General features: G+C 71.0%; 8 protein-coding genes and 1 pseudogene. All 9 read left to right on the top strand.

The window, feature by feature from the left end:
- On the top strand, positions 1-152 hold a 152-nt coding region (locus E4P40_RS25565), incomplete at its 5' end, for a flagellin (RefSeq protein WP_280790650.1).
- A gap of 126 nt (positions 153-278) precedes the next feature.
- Positions 279-1,676, top strand: coding sequence for a flagellar filament capping protein FliD (gene fliD, locus E4P40_RS25560; protein ID WP_135161135.1), 1,398 nt, complete (start codon positions 279-281; stop codon positions 1,674-1,676).
- 50 nt (positions 1,677-1,726) lie between these two features.
- Positions 1,727-2,113 (top strand): flagellar export chaperone FliS, encoded by a 387-nt coding sequence (gene fliS / locus E4P40_RS25555; RefSeq protein WP_135161134.1) that lies wholly within the window; start codon positions 1,727-1,729, stop codon positions 2,111-2,113.
- Entirely contained in the window at positions 2,110-2,469 is a 360-nt protein-coding gene (locus E4P40_RS25550) for a hypothetical protein (protein WP_245160583.1), read from the top strand. The genes fliS and E4P40_RS25550 overlap by 4 nt, the downstream gene beginning before the upstream one ends.
- Positions 2,470-2,773: 304 nt before the next feature.
- On the top strand, positions 2,774-3,181 hold the full coding sequence (gene flgB, locus E4P40_RS25545) for a flagellar basal body rod protein FlgB (RefSeq protein ID WP_245160582.1): 408 nt from the start codon (positions 2,774-2,776) through the stop codon (positions 3,179-3,181).
- Position 3,182: 1 nt separating this feature from the next.
- Positions 3,183-3,587: a flagellar basal body rod C-terminal domain-containing protein gene (locus E4P40_RS25540; RefSeq protein ID WP_135161133.1), complete on the top strand. Its 405-nt coding sequence runs from the start codon at positions 3,183-3,185 to the stop codon at positions 3,585-3,587.
- Between the two features lie 2 nt (positions 3,588-3,589).
- Entirely contained in the window at positions 3,590-3,904 is a 315-nt protein-coding gene (fliE, locus tag E4P40_RS25535) for a flagellar hook-basal body complex protein FliE (RefSeq protein WP_135161132.1), read from the top strand.
- Positions 3,904-5,502 (top strand): flagellar basal-body MS-ring/collar protein FliF, encoded by a 1,599-nt coding sequence (fliF, locus tag E4P40_RS25530; protein ID WP_135161131.1) that lies wholly within the window; start codon positions 3,904-3,906, stop codon positions 5,500-5,502. The genes fliE and fliF overlap by 1 nt, the downstream gene beginning before the upstream one ends.
- Positions 5,499-6,030 (top strand): annotated as a pseudogene (locus tag E4P40_RS25525) (flagellar motor switch protein FliG); the annotation flags it as partial. The gene fliF and the pseudogene E4P40_RS25525, both read left to right, overlap by 4 nt.

Genomic DNA, 6,030 nt, shown 5'->3' with positions numbered 1-6,030 from the left:
TGACCGCGTCGGAGAGCCGCATCCGCGACGCCGACATGGCGCAGGAGATGGTCCAGTTCACCCGGAACCAGATCCTGTCCCAGGCCGGCACCGCGATGCTCGCGCAGGCCAACCAGGCCTCGCAGGGCGTGCTCTCGCTGCTGCGGGGCTGATCGGCCCCGACGGCAGAGCTCCGCCTGAACAGCTGAGCGAACGCACCACCCCGGGTGAGGGGGGAGGCCGACCGGCCTCCCCCCTCACTCACACCCGGTATCCCCGACCAGCCCAGGAGGCAGCACATGACGATGAGCTTGAGCACCGGCCTGGTCTCCGGGATGGACACCGGCAGCCTGATCTCCCAGCTCATCCAGGCCGAGGCCGCGCCGCAGACCGCGCTCAAGGCCCGCCTGACCGCGACGCAGTCCACCGCGTCGGCCTACCGCACGGTCAACACCACGTTCGCCGCCGTCCGCGCAGCCGCCGAGGCCCTGACCTCGGCCACGGGCCTCACCGCGGGCCGCAAGGCCACCGTCGAGCCGACCGGCGCCACGGCCACGGCCACGGCGACCGCGTCGGCCATCGCCGGCACCAGCCTGACCTTCACGCCCGGCCAGATCGCCGCGACGCACACGGTGCTCAGCAACTCCCAGTGGACGACGACGACGACCGGCAGCGTCCGCGACCGGGAGCCGGCCTGGCCGATCGAGATCCGCAAGGCCGACGGGACGACGGTCGTCGGCGTCATCGACGTCGCCCCCGGCGCCAGCCTGGCCGACGCCGTCACGGCGATCAACAAGACGGACTTCGGCGTCAAGGCGACGATCGTCAGCCTGAGCGGGACCGAGCACCGGCTCCAGCTGGTCAGCACCAAGCCCGGCCTGGACGGCAAGTTCATCGTGAAGAGCGCCACGGAGACCGGGGGCGCGATCGGAACAGGGTTCACGGCCACGAAGACCGGCCAGAACGCCACGCTGGAACTCGGCAACGGTGTGGTCGCGACGTCGGCCACCAACACGTTCACCGACATCATGCCCGGCGTCTCGGTCACGATCACCACGCCCGGCGGCGCGTCGACCACGGTGTCCGTGGCGTCCGACGCCGATGCAGTGGCCGCCAAGATGCAGACGCTGGTGGACGCCGTGAACGCGGCGGCGAACACCGTGAGGACGTACACCTCGAACGCCAAGGGCAGCACCGCGGCGCTCAAGGGCGACTTCTCGGTGACCTCCCTCGGCAGCCAGCTGCTCGATGCCGTGTCGACATCGGTCGGGGTGGGCGGGGCGCCGATCACCGTCGGTCTGTCGCTGACCCGGGACGGCAAGGTCACCTTCGACAAGGCGAAGTTCGCGACCGCCCTCAAGGACACCCCCGCCCTCGCGCAGCGCGTGATCGGCGGCATCAGTGCGACCGAGGCGGTGGACGGCACGGCGGTGCCCGGCATCGCCGGGCGGCTGCTGACGATCTCCCAGAAGGCCTCGGACAGTGCCACGGGATCGCTCGTCTCCCTCGCGAACGGCCAGGACGCCCTGATCAAGACGTACGAGGACCGCATCGCCGCCTGGGACCTGCGGCTGGCCAAGCGCAAGGAGATGCTGACGCGGCAGTTCACCGCCATGGAGACGTCGCTGAGCTCGCTGCGCAACCAGTCGACCTGGCTGGCCGGCCAGATCAACTCGCTGCCGTCCTCGTCGTCCTGACGATCCGGCGAAACCCGCTCCACCTTCCCCACGTTCCAGGAGAGACCCCGATGAGTGCCGCATCCCTTCGCGCCCGCTACCTCGGCGACGCCGTCGCGACGAGCTCGCCGCAGCAGGTGCTGGTGATGCTCTACGACCGCCTCGCCCTGGACCTCGAGCGGGCACAGAAGGCGGTGGCCGCCGGCGAGCGCGAAGCCGCCGGCGAGCAACTGCAGCACGCGCAGGCGATCGTGCTCGAACTGCTCTCCAGCCTGCAGGTCGACGCCTGGGAGGGCGGACCCCGCCTGGCGGCGCTCTACAACTGGCTCATCAGCGAGCTCGTCCAGGCCAACGTCAAGCTGGACACGAACCGCATCTCCTCCTGCCGCCAGGTGGTCGAGCCGCTCCGCGACGCGTGGCGGCAGGCCGCCGCCTCGCTGGCGGGCAGTACGTCATGATCGGCCGCCGGCCCTACGAGGGCACCGGCGAGGGGATGCCGCCGGTCAACTGGGCCGTCGTCCTGGACCACCTCGAGGGCGAGGTGCTCGCCGCCGAGCAGTCGATGGCGCACGACCGCGCCGAGGAGATCGCCGCCTGGGGACGACGCGCCGACGACTGGGTGCCCCCGTCCGGGCTGGGGCCGATCCCGCCCGACCTGCGCGAGCGTGCCGCGCGGCTGCTCCAGCACCAGCTGGCCGTGGCCGAGGCGCTGATCGAGCGGATCACCCAGTCGCAGAAGCAGCGGGACGTGGCCGCGCGCATGTCCTACGGACCGGCGCGGCCGGTCGCCTCGTTCATCGATCGCGCGCTCTGATCCGGTCCCTCCGACCGCTGTGGTCCCCGCCCCGCTGACGGCCCTGCCGGCAGCGGGGCCTTTGTGTGTTCTCGCCCGCTGCCGCGCTCCGGCACAGCACGGATGCTGCCAACTCAGCCGTCCCCGCCGGCCCGGGACACGGCGAGGTCACCGCTGGTCCCACCGGTCACCCCCATCCCGCGGGGCCCTCGTGCCCCTCGTGTGGCGGTCCGGCGGTCAGCCCGGGACGGCCCGGTGCCGATGAGGGAAGAGCACGGACAGCACCACTTCGCCACGGATCGGCGGACCCCGCACTCGCTCGCGAGTGCCTTCCGCATACCCGGAGGTCGATCGTGTCCTGCTGCAGCCGTGGGCGACCCGCTCCATGATCAGCGACGCCACCTCGACGGCCCTGCACGCTGCGCTCTCTGGCCTCGCCCAGCGCCAGCGCGTCACCGCCGACAACATCGCCAATCTCCAGACGCCCGGCTTCCTCGCCGGCGTCGTGGACTTCGAGTCCTCGCTGCGCGGGGCGCTCGCCGACGGTGAGACGCCGACCGTCAACGGCGGCTCCGTCGCGCGCTCCCTGCAGCCGACCAACACCAACGGGAACAACGTCAACCTCGACCAGGAGACGGTCACCGCCACGGAGACCGGCCTGCGCTACCAGCTGGCCCTCAACGCGCTCGACGGCAAGTACAACGTCCTGCGCACGGCCCTCAGGACGCAGTGAGATGGCCGTCTTCGACACCCTCGGCATCGCCGGCTCGAGCCTGCTCGTCCACCGCAAGTGGATGGACGCCGTCTCCGACAACATGGCCAACATCAACACGGTCAACCCGTACGACCAGGACGCCTTCCAGGAACGGCTGGTCGTGGCGCAGGCCGTGGACTACGGCTCCGGCGAGGGCGGCGTCCGCGTCGCCCGGGCCGAGTTCGGTGACGCGGAAGGCCGGATCGTCTACGAGCCGGACCACCCGCTGGCCAACGAGGACGGCTACGTCCGCTACCCCGACATCGACATGGGCGACCAGATGGTCGCCCTGATGATGGCCCAACGCGGGTACCAGGCGAACCTCGCCGTCGTGGAGCGCGCCACCAGCGCCTACCAGGCTGCCCTGCAGCTCGGGAAGCGCTGATCATGAGCTCCCCCATCGGCGGCATCCTGCCCGTCGGCATCGGCGCCGTCAGCGGCGTCGCCGGCGCCACCACCGGAGTCCCCCAGGCCCAGGGCGCGGACGGCTTCGCATCGATCCTGGCGTCGTCCTTCGACGCGCTCCAGGGCACGCAGAAGACCGCCGACACCCTGGCGACCCAGGCCGCCACCGGCGACCTGAAGGACGTCCACGACTACATGATCGCCAGCTCCGAAGCGGCACTGGCGACCGAGATGGTCGTGACGATCAAGAACAAGGCCGTTGAGGCGTTCAACGAGATCATGAGGATGCCTGTCTGATGAAGTCGGCTCTCGCCGGAACGATGGAGCGCGCCCGCTCCACGTTCTCCACGATCAGCTTGGGGCAGAAGGTCGTCATCGGCCTTCTGCTCGTCGGGCTGCTTCTCGGCGGGTTCTTCTTCTTCCGCTGGATCACCGCCCCCACCCAGGCCCCGCTGTTCTCCAACCTGGCCTCCACCGACGCCTCGGCGATCGTCGACGAGCTCAACGCGGCGGGCGTCGCCTACGAGCTCACCGACGGCGGCCAGACGATCATGGTGGCCAAGGACCAGGTCTACGACCTGCGCCTGACCATGAGCGGTCAGGGCCTGCCCGCCGGCCAGGACACCGGGTACGCCCTCCTGGACGAGCAGGGCATCACCACCAGCGAGTTCCAGCAGCAGGTGTCCTACCAGCGGGCGCTGGAGGGCGAACTCTCGAAGACCCTGGAGTCGCTGGAGGGCGTCCGCTCGGCCGTCGTCCACGTCGCCCTTCCCGAGGACGAGGTCTTCGTGACCGAGGAGGCGAAGCCGACCGCGTCGGTGCTCCTCGACCTGGCGCCCGGCACGGCGCTGTCCGGCGAGCAGATCCAGGCGGTCACCAACCTCGTCTCCTCCAGCGTCCAGGACATGGCGCCCGACCAGGTCACCGTCGCGGACTCGTCGGGCCAGGTCCTCTCGGCCGCAGGCACCGGCGTCACCGCGGCCGCCGGCGACGCGCGCTCGCAGGTGGAGTCGGAGTACGAGGCGCGGCTGTCGGCCAGCGCCCAGAAGATCCTCGACTCCGTCGTCGGGCCCAACCGGTCCGTCGTCTCCGTGCGCGCCGACGTCGACCTCGCCCAGCGCGAGACCACCTCGGAGACCTACACCTACGACGGGAACACCCCGCCGCTGTCGGAGTCCACGACCACCGAGGACTACACCGGCGGTGGAGCCGTGGTCGGCGGCGTCCTCGGTCCCGAGAACATGCCCGACGCCGCGGCCAACGCCGGCGCCGGCGACTCCGCGTACCAGAAGGAGTCGACCACCGCGAACAACGCCGTCGGCAAGACGACGACGGTCGAGCAGGGTGCGCCCGGCGCGCTCAACCGGCTCACCGTCTCCGTCGTCATGGACGAGGCCGTCGCGGGCAACCTCAACCAGCAGCAGATGCGGGACCTGATGATCACCGCGGTCGGCCTGGACGAGGCCCGCGGTGACGACATCACCGTCGCGAGCCTGCCTTTCGACACCACGGCCGCCGACGCGGCGGCCGCGGAGATGGAGGCGGCCCGCGAGGCCGAGGCCAGCGAGCAGATGTGGTCGATGATCCGCACCGGCGGCATCGCGGCCGGCATCGCGCTCGTCGTCCTCCTGGTCTGGCTGCGCTCGCGCCGCCAGGTGGACGCCGAGGACGACTACGAGCCCCTCGAGCTCACCGACGACATGCTCGACGAGCTGGACCGCCTGCGGATCCAGAGCACCCGCGAGGAGCTGCGGCCCAAGGTCGACACGGCCGCGCTGGAGCTCGAGGCCGCCGAGAGGCAGAAGGTACGTGGGGAGATCTCGAACATGGTCAGCGAGCGCCCCGACGAGGTCGCGGCGATGCTGCGCGGTTGGCTGACGGAGAACAAGTCGTGAGCATCGCCAGCGTCGAGCAGCTGCTCGGGATGGGTGGGGGCAACCTCCCCGCCGTCCCCGCCGCCCCCGAGCGCCCGGAGCTGCCGGGCCTCCGGAAGGCCGCCGTCTTCCTCGCCCAGATGAGCAAGGAGGAGGCCGGCGTCCTGCTGTCGAAGCTGCGACCGCGCGAGGTCGAGTCGCTGACCCGGGAGCTGATGCGCCTGGGTTCGGTCGAGTCCGAGGACGTGGACATCGTCATGAACGAGTTCCACGGCCTGATGACCGCGCAGCACTTCATCGGCCGCGGCGGCGTCGACTTCGCCCGCGAGATCCTCGCCGCGGGCCTGGGCGAGGACAAGGCCGAGGGCATCCTGTCCCGCCTCAACGTCGTCTACACCGAGGTGCCGTTCGCCTCCCTGCGCAATGCCGACGTCCGGCAGCTCGTCACGTTCCTCAAGGACGAGCACGCCCAGATCATCGCGCTGGTCCTGGCCCACCTCACCGCCGGCCAGTCGGCCGAGGTGCTCTCCGGGTTCGCCCCCGAGCAGC

Source organism: Blastococcus sp. CT_GayMR20 (assembly GCF_004570345.1).
This window is presented reverse-complemented; position numbering and strand designations above follow the sequence as displayed.